Consider the following 16,425-nt stretch of genomic DNA (forward strand, 5'->3'; position numbering starts at 1 on the left):
TATAGTTTTTACCGACAAGCATCCAGTGCCCGCCGGGAGAGCCGACGTGTCGCAACGACCTCTGCATTTCGCCGCGTTCGTGATGAACACGACCGGCCACATCATTCAGGGCACGTGGCGGCGGCCGACGGCCCGCCAGGCCGACTTCAACCGGCTCGACCTGTGGGTGGACCTCGCGCGGACGATCGACTTCGGCCACGAGGACCTCGACCGGCCCGTCGGCCAGCTGCAGACCGAGGGCGTGCAGTCGATCCTCGGCTGGATCAACGACCTGGTGACCGACCGGCCGCCGACGCTGCGCGACGTCGCTCACTACACGGCGCACAACGGGCGGATCACCGGCACGCCCGAGCAGATCGCCGACGCCCTCGCGCGGTGGCGGGCGGCCGGCGTCGACGGGATCAACGTCGTCAACGCCGAGATCCCGGGCAGCTACGAGGAGTTCGTCGAGCATGTCGTGCCCGTGCTGCGCGAGCGTGGCCTGGCCCGCCGCGAGTACCCCGAGGGGACGCTGCGCCAGAAGCTGTTCGGCCGCGGCGACCGGCTGCCGGCAACGCATCCCGCCGCCCGGTATCGCGGCGCCTTCACCGCAGTGTCCGCCTGAGAGGCCTCCGTGAGCGACAAGAAGCGCCTGATCCTCAACCTGTTCGAGATGAACTGCGTCAGCCACATCACCCACGGGCTGTGGCGGCTGCCGGACAACAACCGGGAGCGGTTCAACGACATCGAGTACTGGACGGAGCTCGCCCGGCTGCTGGAGGCCGGCGGGTTCGACGCGGTGTTCCTCGCCGACGTCGTCGGTACCTACGACACCTTCCGCGGCTCGGCCGACACCGCGATCCGGCAGGGGTTGCAGATCCCCAACAACGACCCGGCTTCGGTGGTGCCGGCCATGGCGGCCGTCACCCGGCACCTCGGGTTCGGCATCACGTTCTCCACCACCTACGAGCCGCCGTTCGCGTGGGCCCGGCGGCTGAGCACCCTGGACCACCTCACCAAGGGCCGGGTGGGCTGGAACATCGTCACGTCGTACCTGCCCAACGCCGCCCGCAACTTCGGCCACGACGGCGAGGTCGAGCACGACCTGCGCTTCGAGATCGCCGACGAGTACCTCGACGTGCTGTACAAGCTGTGGGAGGGCTCCTGGGACGAGGACGCGATCCTCGCCGACCGGGCCGGCAACGTCTTCGCCGACCCGGCGAAGATCCGGCCCATCCACCACAAGGGCCGCTGGTTCCAGGTGGAGGGGCCGCACCTGCCCTCGCCCAGCCGGCAGCGCACGCCGGTGCTGTTCACCGCGACCGCGAGCGGCGCCGGCACGCGCTTCGCCGGCAAGCACGCCGAGGTCGTGTTCACCGGCGGGCCCGACGCGGCGAGCCTGGGCCGAACGATCGCCGGCATCCGGGCCGCGGCCGTCGAGGCCGGGCGGCGCGCCGACGACGTCCGCTTCGTCACCATGGCCGGGGTCGTCGTGGCCCCGACGGAGGCCGAGGCGCGGGCCAAGTTCGCCCGCTACCAGGAGCTGGCCAGCCCCGACGGGTACCTCGCGCACGCGAGCCTGCCGTGGGACCCGGCCGCGTACCCGCCGGAGACGAAGGTCGGCGACGTCGGCATCGACAGCGGGCGGGCCGGGCGCTTCCGGGCCATCGACCCGGAACAGACCGTCGGCGAGTTTCTCGCCGGCTTCGGCGACCTGAGCCGCCAGCCGCTGCTCGCCGTCGGCGACCCGCGGCAGGTGGCCGACGAGATCGAGCGCTGGCTCGACGAGGTCGGCATCGACGGGATCAACCTGCTGCAGTACCACTCCTACGACACCGCCCGCGACTTCATCGACCTCGTCGTGCCGGTGCTGCGCGAGCGCGGCCGGCTGCGCAAGGAGTACGACGAGCGCGAGACCCTGCGCGAGCGCATCTTCGGCGCCGGTGACCGGCTGCCGGAACGGCATTTCGGCGCCCGCTATCGCGGCGGCGCCCACCTGACTGTCGAATCTCCCTCCGTCACACCATGAAGGAAGACACGATGACCAGACGCTTCCGCGTTGCCCTCGCCACGGCCGCCGTCCTCGCGAGCGGATCCCTCGCCGCGTGCGGTGGCGCCGTCGCCGAGGCCGGCGGGGCGCCGCAGACCGGCGGCACGATCGTCTACGGCCACGTGCAGGAGCCGCCATGCATCTTCGGCGGTTGGATCCAGCAGGCGTACATCTCCCGCCAGGTCCTCGACGGGCTGGTGGCCCTGGCCGACGACGACACGGTGCAGCCCTGGCTGGCGACGAGCTGGACGGTGTCGCCCGACGGGCTGAAGTACACCTTCACGCTCAAGGACGGCGTGCAGTTCACCGACGGCACGCCGGTCGACGCCGAGGCCGTGGCCTGGAACTTCGACCTGTGGGAGAACCACGGCGGCAACAGCACGGCCAAGGTCTCCATCGACCCCTACTACAAGTCCGCGACCGCGGTCGACGCCACCCACGTCGACATCAACCTGAACAAGCCGTTCCCGCCGCTGCTGCGGCTCATCACGCAGGGGTACTTCGGGATCCAGTCGCCGACGGCGTTCAAGAGCCGCTCCACGCAGGAGAACTGCGAGAAGCCGATCGGCTCCGGCGGCTTCACCGTGAAGGAGTGGAAGCACGGCCAGGAGGTGGTGCTGGCGAAGAACCCGGCGTACACCTCGTGGCCGGCCACCGCCAAGCACCAGGGCCCGGCGATCGTCGACGAGGTCCGCTGGAAGTTCGTCGCCGACGGCGTGTCCCGCTACGCCTCGCTGAGCACCGGCGAGTCGAACGTCGTCTACGAGGTGCCGACGGTGAACTGGAAGGACGCCCAGTCGCGGTACCAGACGATCCGCTACATCACGCCCGGCAAGCCGGTGTCGTTCTACATCAACACCAAGACCGGGCCGTTCACCGACAAGCTGGTGCGGCAGGCGTTCGCCTACGGCGCCGACCGCAGGGCCGCGGTCGAGGCCGGCTTCCACAGCGTCATCCCCTACGAGGGCAACCCCGCGGTCAGCCAGGCCACCCCCGGCTACAACGCCGAGGCGGCCAAGGCCTACGCCTACGACCCGGCCAAGGCCGAGCAGCTGCTGGACCAGGCCGGCTGGGCCAAGGGCGCCGACGGCGTGCGGGCCAAGGGCGGCCAGCCGCTCACCGTCAAGCTGGTCTACGGCGCCGGGTTCATCTTCACGCAGGAGGGCGCCACGGTCCTGCAGGTGCTCCAGGAGCAGTGGAAGAAGATCGGCTTCGACGTCAAGCTGATCCCGGCGACCCAGGCGGAGCTGTGGGGCGGCAAGTACTCCGACCCGAGCACGTTCGACGCCACCCCGTCCTACTGGACCAGCCCCAGCCCGTCGATCCTGTGGATCGTCTGGCGGCCCTCGGTTCCGGACAACCCCAACGGCAGCAACCGGTCCTTCTACAACAACGACAACCTGTCCACGGTGATCCAGCAGGCCAACGCCGAGCCGGACGAGGCGAAGGCGAACGCGCTGTACGGCCAGGCCCAGCAGATCATCCAGGACGACGCCGCCGGCATCGGGTTGTACACCCAGAACTCCACCTATGCCGTGGCCCGCAACCTCAAGAACGTCTGGCTCGAGAAGAGCCAGGGCGAGCCGGTCTTCTCCGATGCGTACTTCACGAAGTGAGCCGGCGATGAAGGTCCTCCTCAAGCTGGTGAGCGCGGTGGCGGTGATCGTCGCGGCGGCCTCGGTCACCTTCTTCGCTCAGCTCGCGGTCCCCGGCGACCGCGCCACGGTGCTCATGAACCTGCAGACCGGCCAGGACCGCAAGTGGACCGACGCGGAGCTGGCCCCGGTCAACGCCCAGTTCGGCTTCAAGGACCCGATCCTCGTGCAGTACCTCCACTACGTCGGCGGCCTGTTCCGCGGCGACCTCGGCACCTCGTACACCCAGAAGCGCCCGGTGACCGAGGTGATCGGCGGCCAGCTGCTGCCGAGCCTGACGCTGACCGTGTCGGCCCTGGCCGTCGCCTGGGTGCTGGCGATCGCTGGGACCCTGCTGACGGCCCGCCGCGGGCGGATCCTGTCCGGCCTCGGTGCCGGCTGGGAGGCGCTCACGGCGAGCCTGCCGCACTACTGGGTCGGCGTCGTGCTGCTCGTCGTCTTCGCGGTGCAGCTGCGGATGTTCCCGATCATCGGGGGCACCAGCGCCTGGGGCAGCGTGCTGCCGGTGCTGACCCTGGCGATCCCGCTGGCCGGCTTCCTCGGCCAGGTGACCCGCGACGAGTTCGAGCAGGTAATGGCGCAGCCGTTCGTGACGACCGCCCGCACGCGAGGCATGTCGGACTTCGGCGTGCGACTGCGCCACGTCCTGCGCCACGCGGTGCTCCCGGCGATCACGCTGTCCGGCTGGGCGCTCGGCGCCCTCGTCGCCGGCGCCGTCATCGCCGAGAACATCTTCGGCCGGCCCGGCATCGGCCAGGTGCTCGTCACCGCGGTCAACACCCGCGACGTGCCCACCGTGTCCGGCATCGTGCTGGTGGTGGCGGCCATCTACGTCGTGGCCAACCTGCTCGTCGACCTCGCCTACGCGATCGTCGACCCGCGGCTGGGGGCGTCCCGGTGACCCGGCGGCTGCCGTCGGCCGGAACCCTGGTGGCGCTGCTGGTCGTCGTGCTCATCGCGATCGCGGCGCTCACCCCGGGCCTGCTCACCGGCCGCGGCCCGACCGAGATCGACCTGCACGCGACGCTGCTGGCGCCGTCGTGGGCGCACCCGTTCGGGACCGACGACGCCGGCCGGGACCTGCTCACCCGGGTCATCTACGGCGCCCGCCAGTCGATGGGCATCGGGCTCGGCGCGACGGGGGTGGCGTTCGCCATCGCCCTCGTGCTCGGCTTCACCGCCGGGCTGGCCGGCGGCGTCGTCGACACAGCGATCACCCGCGTTCTCGAGGTCGCCTTCGCCTTCCCGGCGCTGCTGCTGGCGCTGCTGGTCATCTCGGTGCGGGGCCCGTCGGTGGCCACCGTCATCGCCGCGGTCGGCATCGGCTCCGCGCCCGGCTACGCCCGGATGGTCCGCGGTCAGGTCCTGGCCGTGCGCCAGGCCGGGTACATCGAGGCGGCGGCCGCGCTCGGGCACTCCCGGCTGGCCGTCGTGCGCCGGCACCTGTTCCCCAACGCCGTGCGCCCGCTCGTCGCCGTCGCCACCCTCGGCATCGGCCAGTCCGTCGTGTGGGCCTCGGGGCTGTCGTTCCTCGGCCTCGGCGTCGCCCCGCCGGACTCCGAGTGGGGGGCGCTGCTCGACGCCGGCCGCCTGCACATCACCACGTCCTGGTGGCTGGAGATCCTGCCCGGCGTCGTCATCGTCCTGGTGGCGCTCGCGGTGACGACCCTCGGCCGCAACCTGCAGCACCTACTCGGAGGAGCCGCCCGATGACCACGACTCTCGCCGAACGCGTCGAGCCGGCCGCCGGCCTGGCGCTGCTGCAGGTGGAGGGCCTGCGGGTGTCCTTCGGCGACACCGAGGTCGTCCGCGGCGTGTCGTTCGCCGCGCGCCGCGGGCAGTGCCTGGCCATCGTCGGCGAGTCCGGCTCCGGCAAGAGCGTCACCGCCCGCACCCTGGTCGGGCTGGCCGGCCCGGGCGCGCGGGTCACCGCCGAGCGGATCGATCTGGACGGCACCGACCTGCGCACCGTCTCCGAGCGGGCCTGGCGGACCGTGCGCGGCCGGCGGGTCGGCTTCGTCCTGCAGGACGCCCTCGTCTCCCTCGACCAGCTGCGCCGGGTCGGCGACGAGGTGGCCGAGCCGCTGCGGCTGCACGGCTGGGGCACCCGCGCCGGCCGGGCCGGGCGCGCCGTGGAGCTGCTGCGCTCCGTCGGCGTCCCCGAGCCGGAGATGCGGGCCCGGCAGCGGCCCTACGAGCTGTCCGGCGGCCTGCGCCAGCGGGCCCTCATCGCCTCCGCGATCGCGCTCGACCCGCCACTGCTCATCGCCGACGAGCCGACGACCGCGCTCGACGTCACGGTGCAGGCGCAGGTGCTCGACCTGCTCGCCGCGGCCAAGGCGCGCGGCACGTCGATCATCCTCATCAGCCACGACCTGTCCGTCGTGGCCCGGCTGGCCGACGAGGTCGCCGTCATGCGCGACGGCGAGATCGTCGAGCACGGCCCGGCCGAGCAGGTGCTGCACAAGCCGAGCCACGAGTACACCCGGATGCTGCTCGACGCCATCCCGTCGGAGCACAGCCGCGACACCAAGCTGAGCCGCCCGGGCGCGGTGCGCACCCGCCGGCCCGTCGACCGAGGCCGGCCGATCCTCGAGGCGCGGCACCTCACCAAGGTCTTCCGCGGCCCGGACAAGGTCGACCGGACCGTCGTCGACGACGTCTCCTTCGAGCTGTTCGGCGGCGAGACCCTGGGCATTGTCGGCGAGTCCGGCTCCGGCAAGACCACCACCGCCCGCATCGCCCTGGCCATCCTGGCCGCCACCAGCGGCGAGGTGCTGCTGCGCGGCGAGGCGTGGTCGGCGCTGACCCCGGGCCGGCGGCGGCCGCTGCGCCAGCAGGTCGGGGTGGTGTACCAGGACCCGCTGAGCTCCTTCGACCCGCGCTGGTCGGTCGGGCGCATCATCGTCGACGCCCTCGGCACCGGCGCCCGGCCGCCGGGCTCGCGAGCCGAGGCGCGCGAGCGGGCCGTGCGCCTGCTCGAGCAGGTCGGCCTGCGCGAGTCGCACCTCGGTGCGGCGCCGCTGCGGCTGTCCGGCGGGCAGCGGCAGCGGGTGGCGATCGCCCGGGCGCTGGCCCCCGAGCCGGCCGTCGTGATCTGCGACGAGCCCGTCTCCGCCCTCGACGTGTCGATCCAGGCCCAGGTGCTCGACCTGCTCACCGACCTGCAGGACGAGCTCGGCGTGAGCTACCTGTTCATCTCCCACGACCTCGGCGTCATCCACCACGTCAGCGACCGGATCCTGGTCATGAAGGACGGCCGGGTCGTCGAGCACGGCACCGCCGCCGAGGTCTTCCGGCGGCCGCAGCACGACTACACCCAGCGGCTGCTCACCGCGGTGCCGCGGCTGGGGTCCTCATGAGCGTCTTCGACCCGGTGTTCGCCCGCATCGCCGAGGGCGCCGTGGAGCGCGAGCAGGACCGCGTGCTGCCCGCCGAGCCGGTCGAGTGGCTGCGGGAGGCCGGGTTCGGCAAGGTCCGCGTGCCCCGCGAGTACGGGGGCCGGGACGCGACGATCCCCGAGTTCACCGAGCTGCTCATCCAGCTCGGCCGGGCCGACTCCAACCTCCCGCAGCTGCTGCGCGGTCATTTCGGCTTCGTCGAGTCCCGCCTGGCGCACCCCGATCCGCAGGTCCGCGACCGGTGGCTGCGCCGCATCGCCGCCGGCGTCATCGTCGGCAACGCCCAGAGCGAGCGGGCGAGCGCGGCGTGGTACGCGCCGGAGACCACGCTCACAGCGCACGGCGACGGCTGGCGGCTCAACGGCCGCAAGTTCTACTCGACCGGCAGCCTGTTCGCCGACTGGATCCACACCGTCGCGGCCCTCGGTGACGGCCGCACCGCCAACGTGCTCGTGCCCGCCACGGCGCCCGGCGTGACCCGCATCGACGACTGGGACGGCTTCGGTCAGCGGCTCACCGGCAGCGGTACCACACTCTTCGAGGACGTGCCGATCGCCGCCGAGGACGTCGAGCCGGTGACCGACACCGACCGCACCCGGGCCTCGCTCGCCGCGTTCTTCCAGCTGGTACACCTGGCCACCCTGGCCGGCATCGGCCGGGCCGCGCTCGCCGAGACGGTCGCGTTTGTCAACGCCCGCACCCGCAACCTGTTCAACCCTGACGTGCCACCGGCCCAGGACTCGCAGGTCCAGGCCGTCGTCGGGCGGATCGCCGGGGCGTCGTTCGCCGCCGACGCGGCCACCCTCGCCGCCGCCCGGGCCCTCGAGGCGGCCCCGCAGGACCAGGACGCGGCCGACGCCGCCGTCTTCAGCGCCCAAGGTGCGGTGATCCGGCTCGTGCTGGGGCTGACGACCGAGCTGTTCGAGGTCGGCGGGGCCTCCGCCACCGCCGAGCGGCTGCGGCTGGACCGGCACTGGCGCAACGCCCGCACCCTCGCCTCACACAACCCGGTCGTCTACCGGGACCGGATCGTCGGGCACTACCTGCTCGACGGCACCAGCCCCGGCGCGGCGTACCCCCATCCGCGCACCGAGGAGACCACATGACCCCGGAGGAGGCGCTGGCGCTCGCGGCCGAGTTCGCCGAGGCGTTCGCGTGCGACGCCGCCGACCGCGACGCGCGACGGGTCCTGCCGCTGGCCGAGCTCGACAAGCTCAGCGGCACCGGGCTGCTGGCCATCACCGTGCCGGTCGAGTACGGCGGGCCCGGGCTGCCGGCGGCCGTCGTGACCGAGGTGACGCGGCGGCTGTCGACCGGCGATCCGAACATCGGGCAGATTCCGCAGAGCCATTTCGTGTACGTCAACCAGCTGCGCCGGCAGGGCACCGACGCCCAGCAGCGGCGCCTGTTCGGCGAGGTGCTCGCCGGGCGGCGGCTCGGCAACGCCCAGTCGGAGGCCGGCACCCGGCACATCCGCGACATCCGCACGACCCTGACGGCGGCCGGCCCCGGGCGGTGGCGGCTCAACGGCCGCAAGTTCTACGCCACCGGCGCACTGCTCGCCCACCGCATCCCGGTTCTGGCCCACCTCGGGCCCGACGGGCCGCTGCACGTCGCGTGGGTCGACCGGCACGCCGACGGCCTCGAGGTCGTCGACGACTGGAACGCCCTCGGCCAGCGGACCACCGCCAGCGGCTCCGTGCTGCTGCACGACGTGGACGTGCCGGAGGAGCTCATCACGCCGTACGACACCATCTTCGAAGGCCCGCAGACCTATGGCGCCTTCGCCCAGCTGCTGCACGCGGCGATCGACGCCGGCATCGCCCGGGCGGCGCTGATCGACGCCGCGCGGTTCGTCGTCGACAAGAGCCGCCCCTACCCCGACGCCGGCGTGGAGCGGGCCGCCGACGACCCGCTCGTCGTGCAGGCGTTCGGCGAGATCGAGCTGGCCGTCCGCGGCGCCGAGGCGCTGCTGGCCGAGGCGGCCCGGGCCGTCGACCGCGCCGACGCCCACCTGGACGCCGAGTCGGCGGGCGCCGCCTCGCTCGCCGTCGCCGCGGCCCGGGCCGCCACCACCCGGGCGGCGCTGGAGGCCGGCGGCCGGCTGTTCGAGGTGGCCGGCACCCGCTCCGCCGCCGCCGGGCTCGGCCTGGACCGGCACTGGCGCAACGCCCGTACCCATACCCTGCACGACCCGGCCGCGTGGAAGATCCAGCACCTCGGCCGCTGGGCCGTCGACGGTACCCCGCCTCCCAACCATGGACAGGTATGATGACCGAGCTCACGTTTCACTGGTTCCTGCCCACCAACGGCGGCGACGGCCGGCAGGTCGTCGGCGGCGGCCACGGCACCCCCGCCGACTCCGGCGGCCGGCCCGCGTCCGTGGCCTACCTCGGGCAGATCGCCCGCTCGGCCGAGCAGCTCGGCTTCGAGGCCGCCCTCACCCCGACCGGCGCCTGGTGCGAGGACGCCTGGATCACCACCGCGATGATCGCCGGCGTCTCGGAGCGGCTGAAGTTCCTGGTGGCGTTCCGGCCCGGCCTCACCGCGCCGTTCCTGGCCGCGCAGATGGCCGGCACGTTCCAGAACCTCTCCGGCGGCCGGCTGCTGCTCAACATCGTCACCGGCGGCGAGAGCCACGAGCAACGCATGTTCGGCGACTTCCTGGACAAGGACGGCCGCTACGAGCGCTGCGGCGAGTTCCTGCAGATCGTCCGCGAGCTGTGGACCGGCCGGCCGGTGACGTTCGACGGCAAGTACTACGCGCTCGAGGACGCCGTCCTGGCCCAGCTGCCCGACCCGGCACCCCGGATCTACTTCGGCGGCTCCTCCCCCGCCGCGCTCGACGTCGCCGCCCGCCACGCCGACGTGTACCTCACCTGGGGCGAGCCTCCTTCCGCCGTCGCCGAGAAGGTCAACCGGGTGCGGAAGCTGGCCGAACGGGAGGGCCGCCACCTCGACTTCGGCCTGCGGGTGCACACCATCGCCCGCGACACCGCGCAGGAGGCCTGGGCGGAGGCGGACCGGCTGCTGGCCGGCATCTCCGAGGAACAGATCGCCAAGGTGCAGGCCGGGCTGCGTCGCAGCGAGTCCGAGGGCCAGCGGCGGATGCTCGCCCTCAACGGGGGCACGAAGGACGGCCTGGAGGTGTACCCCAACCTGTGGGCCGGCGTCGGCCTGGTCCGTGGCGGCGCGGGCACCGCGCTCGTCGGCAGCCACGCACAGATCGCCGACCTGATCGAGCAGTACGCGGCCGCGGGCATCTCGGAGCTGGTGCTCTCCGGCTACCCGCATCTGGAGGAGGCCTACCGGTTCGGCGAGGGTGTGCTGCCCGAGCTGGCCCGGCGCGGCCTCTGGCGACACCCCGCCCCCGGCCGGTCGCCGGCCTACGCCGTCCCGTTCGGTGCGGCGCCCATCAGGGAGGCATGATGACGGTACTGCGGACCAACCAGGACCTCGACGCGACCCGCCTGCGGGAGGTCTTCGGCATCTACCCCAGCGGCGTGGTGGCGGTCGCCGCGATCGTCGACGGCGTCCCGGTCGGCCTGGCCGCGAGCTCGTTCACCTCGGTGAGCCTCGACCCGCCGCTCGTGTCGTTCTCCATCGCCAACGCCTCCAAGACGTGGCCCGACCTGCGCCGCGCCGCCCACCTCGGCGTCACCATCCTGGCCGATCACCACTCCGCCGTCGCCCGCCAGCTGGCCGGCCCCGTCGAGCGCCGCTTCGACGGACTGTCCACCACGGCGACGCCGGACGGCGCGCTCACCCTCGACGACGGCCTGGCCCAGTTCGACACGACCATCTACGACGAGGTCCTCGCCGGCGACCACACGATCGTGCTGCTGCGCCTGGTCGCCGTGGAACACACCGCCGTGGCGGAGCCGTCCCCGCTGGTCTTCCATCGCAGCCGCTTCGGTCGCGTCCAGCCCGGCTGACCACCGCGTACCCCCGGCCGGATGTACGCGTGGACGCTCACCGGGCCGAGCTGGTGCTGTGCGTTACGCGCTGCGGCGCGCTGTGCGTTACGCGCGCGGCCGCACCCACACGGCCGCGGGGTCGAAGTCGACGCCCTGCCCCGTGTCGTAGCCGGCGGCGTGCAGCACATCGGCGATCGCCGCACCGAACGCCATCGCTGCCTCGACGTTCAGCCGCACGTCCCGGTGCGTCCAGTCCTGTTCCCCGGACCGATCGATCGACCGCCGCCGCAACGGCGCCGGGTTCTCCCACGTGACCGACACCTCGCCCGGCGCCTGGACGTCGATGCCGACCGACGCACCCCACTCGTCGGGATGCGAACTAAATGTCTCCAGCGCCAAGCACACCGGCAGTCCCGCCTCTCCGAGGATCGCCGCGACCCGCGCCGCCAGCACGCGCATCTCGTCCAACCGCTGCGGGGTGACCCGCTCGAACCCCGACAGGTCCATGCCGACCTCCGCCTGTGCGCGGCGTACTTGCCTTGGCAGCTGCCCGGGCCCGCGCCCTACCACGCCGGGGCCGGCTCGCCCTCATCGCTCAGACCGTACCGCTCGACCTTGTCCGCGGCGACCCGGTCCCCGGCCTGCCGGTAGAGCCGGACCAGCTGCGGGATCGCGTCCGGGTCGGCGGCATTGGCCGCCAGGATGCAGCGGGCCGCGGCCTGGCGCAGGTCGCCGTTGGCAAGATCGCGGCGGGCGATGACCAGATGGGCTCCGGCCTGCTCATACAGTGCGGCGACAGCGTCGGGAACCGGCGCATCGGCGGCCAGTCGGGCCCGGATGACCGGCCGGAGGTCGGCCGGGACGCCCGCTGCTGCCGCCTTGCGGTACAGCCGTTCCGCGCCGGCAACGTCCCCGGTCAGGGCCCGCACTGTGCCGAGGTCGGCGACGGCCCGCCGCCGGTGCTGCACGGCTGTGTCCAGGGCGAGGCGCTCGGCGCGGGCCGGGTCGCCGTCGTCCTCGGCGCGCATGTGTGGCAGATGCAGCAGTGCCTGCTGGTCGCCGTGCGTATACGCCGACCACGACAGGGCCGCGGCCTCGTCGGGGCGTTCGGATCGGCGCAGGTCGGCGAGGTGCCGCAGGATGGCCGGGGTGCCGTGCCCGGCCGCTGCGGTGGCCAGCATGGCGGCGTCGCGGTGCTGGTGACGGTCCCACAGCCGGGCCAGCAGGCGGGCCGCGACGTCGTCGCCGCGGTCGGCCGCCCGGCGGTATAGCGCGGCCGCGGCCGTCAGGTCGCCGCCACGTTCGCGGGCCTGGCCGAGGTCGCGTTGGGCGGTGGGATGGCCCAGCCGTTCGGCCCGCTGGGCATACCCGGCCGCAGCGGCGGGGTCGGTGTCCTGCAGCAGCTGGGCGAGGGCGTTGGCGGCGTCACCGACACCGCCGCGTGCCGCTGCGCGGTACAGCGGTTCGGCGGCCTCGGTGTCGCCGCGCTGGTGCAGGGTTCGAGCCAGGTCGAACAGCGCGTCCGGGTCGCCGCCGGCGGCGGCGTGCTCCAGCAGGCGCAGCGCCTCATCCGCGTCACCCCGCCGGCGGAAGAGCCGGGCCAACCGGCGCAGTGCGGTGCTGTCGCCGAAGGACGCGGCCCGCTCGGCCATCCGCACCGCCGCCTCGTCATCGGCGGCTGCGGCGAGCTGCATCGCGAGTTCGGTCAGCGCCGACGGATCCGTACACCGCGCCGCGATGACCGCCAGCCGCAGCGCGTCGGCCGGATCGCCGTGACGGTGCCGGTCGACGGCCAGGGCGCGCAGGGGGCCGGTGTGCCGCCGGCACGCCAGTCGCAGCCCGGCCGCGAGGGTCCGGGTGACGCTGACCGCCTGGCCCGCCTGCAACCGGCGCAGCGCCGCTCCGTCGATATCGGCGATGCGCGCCAGCAGGGACGCCGCCGCCTCCGGCTTGCCGAACCAGCGTTGCTCCTCCCGCACGACACGATGCTCGAAGGCGCTGCCTTGCCGGGCCGCTGCGACCGCGAACCGCTCCGCCTGGTCGAGCGCCCCGCCGGCGCGGTGCCACTCGGCGATGCGCCGCAGCGCGCTGGTGTCGCCACCGGCCGCGGCCTGCATGCTGCGCCGCTGGACATCGCCGGCGTCGCCGCGCGCGTGGGCGATGAGGGCGAGCTCGGCAGCGGCGGGCGCACTGCCCTGCTCGGCGGCCGCCCGGTACAGGTCCTCAGCCCGCGCCGTACCGGGACAGCGCCCGGCGAGCAGGCACAACAGGGTCGTGTCGCCGGTACCGGCCGCAGTGTGCGCCAGGGCGTCGGCCCGGCCGGCGTCGCCCTGCTCGTCGGCGGCGACGGCGAGCCGCTCGAGCGCGGCCCCGTGGCCGAGCCGCGCGGCGCGCACGGCCAGCGCGTCCGCGCCGCCGTGATCGCCGGTCCGCTCCCGAAGGATGCTCAACCGGGTGATCGCGGCGACGTCGCTACCGTGCATGGCGAGTTGATACATGTGGGCTGCTCTGGCGGTGCGGCCGCGTCGTTCAGCGTGTTCGCCGGCAGTGCGCAGGACGGCCGCGTCGGTGACCGTAGCGGTGAGGGCATCCCAGAACCCGGCCGGCGGGAACATCGCCATCCGCTCGGACGCGGCCGCATCGTGCACGGCGTCGGCAAGCCGATAGGCCGGCCCGACCGCATCGGCCGCGGGAGCGTCCTGGATGAGAAGCCCGGCGTCGGTGGCCCAGGCGATCGCGGCGAGTGCGGCAGCGTCGTCGTCGACGACATGCCGCAGCAGCGCTGCCGGGATACGCGGTGGGTGGCCGAACCGGCGGGCGTCGACGGCGGCGTCGAGCATCGCCCGTACCGTCGCCGGCGCCTGCCGATAGCGACGCAGTCGACCCTGCACATCGGCCAGGACCTGCGTGACCTGGCCGTCGTCGGTGGCCGCGGCGTGGCGAAGGACCGGATCTGCGCCGGATCGCAACGCGGCCAGCTCCGCAGTGGTGAAGGTGGCGGGGACGACGACGGCTTGGCCGCGAAGCAGTGATCGTGCGGCGGCGTGGGGATCGGGTTCGCCTGGCGTCGGCGGGTCGGTGAGCTGAGCCCACGGTGTGGGCCCGAGGATGAGCACCACCAGGACAGGCCCGCGGTCCGGTGCCTCGGCAAGGACCTGGATGGCCGCGGCCAGGGCGGGTCCGGCCTCCGGCTGCAGCAGGTCGGCACCGTCGGTCAGCCATACGACCGTGTACGGTCCGGCCGCGGCCACGGCGGCTGCAGGGTCGACGTCGGGCCGCCAGATCCGCCACAGGTCGGGCAACGACCGGACAGCCTCCCACGCCGTCCGGGCGCGGCCGGAGCCCGGCGGTCCGACGATCGGCAGGATTCGGGTGGTCCCGGATCGGGCCTGCGCGACGATGCCGGCCGCTCCGTCGTCGTGCGGCCGGCGGGTATATGGCGGCAGGTTCGACGAGCCGTCCACGCGGTGCACACCGAGCCCGAACGGGTCGGCGTCGCCAACCGGCACACCGGGCCGCCGGCCACGCAGGGTGCGGCTGGTGGTGTGCGCGGTGTGCCATGCGGCACGGACGAGGTCGCCGACCACGGCAGGGTCGCGGCCAGCGGTCAGAGCCAGCGCGGCGCCGACGAGTACGGCATAAGACTCGGTGGGTACGCCCGAGTCGCCGCGTAGCATCGCCGCGACGGCGGTGCGGGTCGGTCCGTGACCGGCGCCGGCCTGGGCGGCAAGGATGCGGGCATGCTCGGTGACGGCCGTCAACGCAGGCCGGCCTGCCGCGACGTACAGCTCACGCAACAGATCCTTGAACGCCCGGACCGCTTGCATCGCGGACCGATGCGGATACACGTCCATCCGCGCGGGCGAGCCCACGCTCAGGCCGCGATCAGTCACCCCGGGTCACCGAAGAACTGCACCGCTGCGGCGAGGATCGCGGCGATCTGCGGGTCGGCGAGGCGGTAGACCACGCTACGGCCGGCCGGGATCCGGTCCACCAGGCGCGCATGGCGCAGCACCCGAAGATGCTGTGACGTGAGGGTCTGCGGCGCGCCTGTCGCTTCGACGATCTCGTGCACGTGCAGCTGGTGATGGGCGACGAGCAGCTCGACGATCGCCAGCCGGGTCGGCGCGGACAAGGCGCGGAACAGCGCGCTGATCCGCTCGTGGTGCGCGGCATACGGCGTCGGCATCGGCGCTCCTCGACAACCAGATGGACGCGCAGACGATACTCGTTTTCATTTCACTTAACGAGATGTCACATTGCCATGTCTGCATGCCGTGTCCGTGGCGTGCCGCCGCCGTTGCGCTACTGCGGGACCTGAGGAGGCACTTTCCGGTGCTCGTAGGCACCCGATGAGGGCCGGGCCGCCGCCGGGCTCGGCGACACGTTCCTGCGGGCGATGCTGGACGTGATGTGCGCGTGCCGCCGCCGGGAGTGTCACGGTCAGCGGCTGCAGCGCGAGCAGGTGCCGAAGATCTCGAGGGTGTGCCCGACCTCGGTGAAGCCGTGCTCGGCGGCAATGCGTTCGGTCCAGCGCTCCACGGCCGGGCCGCGGACCTCGACGGTGGCGTTGCATGAGCGGCAGACGAGGTGATGGTGGTGGCTTGCGCCGCAGCGGCGGAACAGTTGCTCGCCGCCGGGCAGGCGGGTCACATCGACCTCGCCGGCCTCCTGCAGCAGCTGCAACGTCCGGTACACCGTGGTCAGGCCGACCTGCGCCCCGCGTTCGCGCAACAGGGCGTGCAGCTGCTGCGGCGTGCGGAAGTCCGCGACCTCGTCCAGCAGCGCGAGCACTTCGTAGCGTTGCCGGGTGTTGCGGGACGCACCGCTGATCATGTCATTCATTGCCACCCCACCATATGTCCGGCCCAGGTGTTCAGTGTAGGCGGCGCAGCTGCGGGAGAACCTCGCGGCCGAGACGCTCGATGTTGCCGAGGGCCCGCCGCGGTTCGCCGCACGACCAGGTTGACCCGCAGCGCCGGGCCGTCACCGGCGGGCCCGGCGTCGTGCCGCGGTTCAGCAGTCACGCAGTTCCGGGGACTGGTTGAGCAGCTGGCCCCGCGGCGAGACGAACGCGCGGTACCGCTCGCCGCCCACGGCGTCCGGCGTGAACGCGGCAATGCGGTGGCAGTTCTGGAAGGCGAGCGTCACGCCGAAGTGCCGCTCGAGGCCGCCCCGGATGGCGTCGCTGGCCAGGGCCCGCAGCAGCTGGCCGCGCTCGGCCTCCGACGGCGGTGGGACGCTGTGGTCGGCGAACTCTCCGCCGTCGGCCCGCAGGTCGGCGACGACGCCACTGATGACGACCCAGGCGTACGGCAGCGACTCGCGCACGCAGGCGACGAAGTCGGCGTCGTCGACCGGGCCGGCCTCCGCGCGCTCCAGCAGGGCGGTGGGGACGTTGAGCGACATGTGCTCCTCCTCGG

At 73.3% G+C, this 16,425-nt stretch carries 15 protein-coding genes; 10 read left to right on the forward strand and 5 right to left on the reverse strand.

Annotated elements, in window-relative coordinates; genetic code table 11:
- Positions 1-46: 46 nt before the first annotated feature.
- The 10 genes from ABD901_RS27950 to ABD901_RS27995 are packed head-to-tail and all read left to right on the forward strand — an operon-like array spanning position 47 to position 11,020.
- On the forward strand, positions 47-604 hold the full coding sequence (locus ABD901_RS27950; RefSeq protein ID WP_345130820.1) for an LLM class oxidoreductase: 558 nt from the start codon (positions 47-49) through the stop codon (positions 602-604).
- Positions 605-613: 9 nt separating this feature from the next.
- Positions 614-2,008 (forward strand): LLM class flavin-dependent oxidoreductase, encoded by a 1,395-nt coding sequence (locus ABD901_RS27955; RefSeq protein ID WP_345130822.1) that lies wholly within the window; start codon positions 614-616, stop codon positions 2,006-2,008.
- 11 nt (positions 2,009-2,019) lie between these two features.
- Complete coding sequence (locus ABD901_RS27960) at positions 2,020-3,645, forward strand: ABC transporter substrate-binding protein (RefSeq protein WP_345130825.1); 1,626 nt, start codon at positions 2,020-2,022, stop codon at positions 3,643-3,645.
- Between the two features lie 7 nt (positions 3,646-3,652).
- Positions 3,653-4,585, forward strand: a complete 933-nt coding sequence (locus ABD901_RS27965; RefSeq protein ID WP_345130828.1) for an ABC transporter permease — start codon at positions 3,653-3,655, stop codon at positions 4,583-4,585.
- Positions 4,582-5,397 (forward strand): ABC transporter permease, encoded by an 816-nt coding sequence (locus ABD901_RS27970; protein WP_345130831.1) that lies wholly within the window; start codon positions 4,582-4,584, stop codon positions 5,395-5,397. Before ABD901_RS27965 ends, ABD901_RS27970 begins: the two co-directional genes overlap by 4 nt.
- Positions 5,394-7,046, forward strand: coding sequence for a dipeptide ABC transporter ATP-binding protein (locus ABD901_RS27975; protein WP_345130833.1), 1,653 nt, complete (start codon positions 5,394-5,396; stop codon positions 7,044-7,046). Before ABD901_RS27970 ends, ABD901_RS27975 begins: the two co-directional genes overlap by 4 nt.
- The gene (locus ABD901_RS27980; protein ID WP_345130835.1) at positions 7,043-8,191 is read left to right on the forward strand and encodes an acyl-CoA dehydrogenase family protein; all 1,149 of its coding nucleotides are present in this window, start codon (positions 7,043-7,045) and stop codon (positions 8,189-8,191) included. The genes ABD901_RS27975 and ABD901_RS27980 overlap by 4 nt, the downstream gene beginning before the upstream one ends.
- Positions 8,188-9,357 (forward strand): SfnB family sulfur acquisition oxidoreductase, encoded by a 1,170-nt coding sequence (locus ABD901_RS27985; RefSeq protein ID WP_345130837.1) that lies wholly within the window; start codon positions 8,188-8,190, stop codon positions 9,355-9,357. The genes ABD901_RS27980 and ABD901_RS27985 overlap by 4 nt, the downstream gene beginning before the upstream one ends.
- The gene (locus tag ABD901_RS27990) at positions 9,357-10,514 is read left to right on the forward strand and encodes an LLM class flavin-dependent oxidoreductase (RefSeq protein WP_345130904.1); all 1,158 of its coding nucleotides are present in this window, start codon (positions 9,357-9,359) and stop codon (positions 10,512-10,514) included. The genes ABD901_RS27985 and ABD901_RS27990 overlap by 1 nt, the downstream gene beginning before the upstream one ends.
- Entirely contained in the window at positions 10,514-11,020 is a 507-nt protein-coding gene (locus tag ABD901_RS27995; protein WP_345130839.1) for a flavin reductase family protein, read from the forward strand. Before ABD901_RS27990 ends, ABD901_RS27995 begins: the two co-directional genes overlap by 1 nt.
- 87 nt (positions 11,021-11,107) lie before the next feature.
- On the opposite strand, the gene ABD901_RS28000 is transcribed toward ABD901_RS27995, so the two are convergent.
- The 5 genes from ABD901_RS28000 to ABD901_RS28020 all read right to left on the reverse strand — a co-directional run bounded on the left by ABD901_RS28000 (position 11,108) and on the right by ABD901_RS28020 (position 16,411).
- Positions 11,108-11,509 carry a hypothetical protein gene (locus tag ABD901_RS28000; RefSeq protein WP_345130841.1) on the reverse strand — a complete coding sequence of 134 codons (402 nt, stop codon included), beginning with the start codon at positions 11,507-11,509 and terminating at the stop codon, positions 11,108-11,110.
- A 56-nt stretch (positions 11,510-11,565) separates the two neighbouring features.
- A complete protein-coding gene (locus ABD901_RS28005) occupies positions 11,566-14,895 on the reverse strand; it encodes a hypothetical protein (protein ID WP_345130843.1) in 3,330 nt (1,109 codons plus the stop codon).
- On the reverse strand, positions 14,892-15,191 hold the full coding sequence (locus ABD901_RS28010; protein WP_345130846.1) for an ArsR/SmtB family transcription factor: 300 nt from the start codon (positions 15,189-15,191) through the stop codon (positions 14,892-14,894). The genes ABD901_RS28005 and ABD901_RS28010 overlap by 4 nt, the downstream gene beginning before the upstream one ends.
- Positions 15,192-15,445: 254 nt before the next feature.
- Complete coding sequence (locus ABD901_RS28015) at positions 15,446-15,847, reverse strand: Fur family transcriptional regulator (protein ID WP_345130848.1); 402 nt, start codon at positions 15,845-15,847, stop codon at positions 15,446-15,448.
- Positions 15,848-16,018: 171 nt separating this feature from the next.
- The gene (locus ABD901_RS28020; protein WP_345130850.1) at positions 16,019-16,411 is read right to left on the reverse strand and encodes an SCO5389 family protein; all 393 of its coding nucleotides are present in this window, start codon (positions 16,409-16,411) and stop codon (positions 16,019-16,021) included.
- Positions 16,412-16,425: the final 14 nt, after the last annotated feature.

It is taken from the genome of Dactylosporangium darangshiense (genome assembly GCF_039537565.1).
Taxonomy (GTDB): Bacteria; Actinomycetota; Actinomycetes; order Mycobacteriales; family Micromonosporaceae; genus Dactylosporangium; species Dactylosporangium darangshiense.

Coding starts and splice junctions, on each gene's coding strand:
- ABD901_RS27960 (WP_345130825.1), top strand. CDS start 2,020: ATGACCAGACGCTTCCGCGTTGCCCTCGCCACGGCCGCCGTCCTCGCG.
- ABD901_RS27965 (WP_345130828.1), top strand. CDS start 3,653: ATGAAGGTCCTCCTCAAGCTGGTGAGCGCGGTGGCGGTGATCGTCGCG.
- ABD901_RS27975 (WP_345130833.1), top strand. CDS start 5,394: ATGACCACGACTCTCGCCGAACGCGTCGAGCCGGCCGCCGGCCTGGCG.
- ABD901_RS27980 (WP_345130835.1), top strand. CDS start 7,043: ATGAGCGTCTTCGACCCGGTGTTCGCCCGCATCGCCGAGGGCGCCGTG.
- ABD901_RS27985 (WP_345130837.1), top strand. CDS start 8,188: ATGACCCCGGAGGAGGCGCTGGCGCTCGCGGCCGAGTTCGCCGAGGCG.
- ABD901_RS27990 (WP_345130904.1), top strand. CDS start 9,357: ATGACCGAGCTCACGTTTCACTGGTTCCTGCCCACCAACGGCGGCGAC.
- ABD901_RS27995 (WP_345130839.1), top strand. CDS start 10,514: ATGACGGTACTGCGGACCAACCAGGACCTCGACGCGACCCGCCTGCGG.
- ABD901_RS28000 (WP_345130841.1), bottom strand. CDS start 11,509: ATGGACCTGTCGGGGTTCGAGCGGGTCACCCCGCAGCGGTTGGACGAG.
- ABD901_RS28010 (WP_345130846.1), bottom strand. CDS start 15,191: ATGCCGACGCCGTATGCCGCGCACCACGAGCGGATCAGCGCGCTGTTC.
- ABD901_RS28015 (WP_345130848.1), bottom strand. CDS start 15,847: ATGAATGACATGATCAGCGGTGCGTCCCGCAACACCCGGCAACGCTAC.
- ABD901_RS28020 (WP_345130850.1), bottom strand. CDS start 16,411: ATGTCGCTCAACGTCCCCACCGCCCTGCTGGAGCGCGCGGAGGCCGGC.